This is a genomic window from Alkalitalea saponilacus (assembly GCF_900168165.1).
GTDB classification, from domain to species: domain Bacteria; phylum Bacteroidota; class Bacteroidia; order Bacteroidales; family Marinilabiliaceae; genus Natronoflexus; species Natronoflexus saponilacus.
Genome location: NZ_FUYV01000095.1, coordinates 1 through 1,015, shown reverse-complemented (window position 1 = coordinate 1,015; position 1,015 = coordinate 1). Strand labels below are relative to the sequence as shown.

The 1,015-nt window shown below is 39.4% G+C and carries 2 protein-coding genes; both read right to left on the bottom strand.

Annotated features, from left to right (window positions below; genetic code table 11):
* Positions 1 to 194: 194 nt before the first annotated feature.
* Positions 195 to 587 (bottom strand): hypothetical protein, encoded by a 393-nt coding sequence (locus B5X70_RS17815; RefSeq protein WP_143255120.1) that lies wholly within the window; start codon positions 585 to 587, stop codon positions 195 to 197.
* A gap of 73 nt (positions 588 to 660) precedes the next feature.
* Positions 661 to 1,015, bottom strand: a 355-nt coding sequence (locus tag B5X70_RS18125) for a hypothetical protein (RefSeq protein WP_200812626.1), incomplete at its 5' end; no start/stop codon positions are given.

Sequence of the window (1,015 nt, the reverse complement as noted above, 5' to 3'; positions counted from 1 at the left end):
CCAACATAATACCCCCACATTTCGCCAACGCCGCAAATGCCGGCATTCTTTTTGGTGGCATCGCCGTAAGAGCCGTATGTAATTATATAATTTATATACTGCGACCAATACCAACTGCCTACTTTGCTAAAATGACTGGCGTGGGCAACGATATTGAGGGCTTGACTTAAAGTCAAACCCTCAATACATCCTAATTATTTATCTCTCAATTCTAGAATATACCGATACTCGGCGTGTGAACCGCCATGTTGAATCCTGTTCCCAACGCCACTCCATGCATCTCCACCATCAGAATAAAAATCTCTTAAGGATTCATACCCTGATGCATATTCATAATCAGAAAAACCTCGCCATATTGCAATATAACCTTCTTCATCAATGTATTTTACTTTTGCAGAATCAATTAGATCAATAAAATAAGATGAGCCACCTTGTGGAGGAAAACCCTCTTCAGAACTCTTGAATTTATTTCTTAAGAGTAAAACACTTTCATTGCTTTTAACCGAGAATATTGAATCAACTCTCATATCAAATACGATCTCTTGAAAATAAAATCGAACTTCGACCTCTTTTTCTAGTTTATTCACAAAAGAATACTCTGCAATAACTTCATGATCGCAAGCATAAAAGATGCTGCAACAAAATGCGATAATGCTAAGCCTAAAAACCTTCAGCACTAAATGCTGCCTCAATTTGCGTACGCTTTCCATATCTTTGTGTTAAACGGTTTTTTAATTGTGCGTGACTTCTTACATCGCTGGTTAAACAGTCGAATATTTGCTTCTCGGTTAAAACGCCTCCAAAAGCTAATCTTCGTAAGATTCGTGGTTTAAACCAGCCTCTGTCGTTCGTAAACCAACTCCTCCCAGGATCATCTCCTCCTTGATTCTGATTATTGGTATCATTGCCATATTGTTGCATTGCCAACAACCCACCAACATAATACCCCCACATTTCGCCAACGCCGCAAATGCCGGCGTTCTTTTTTGTGGCATCGTCGTAAGCACCGTATGAT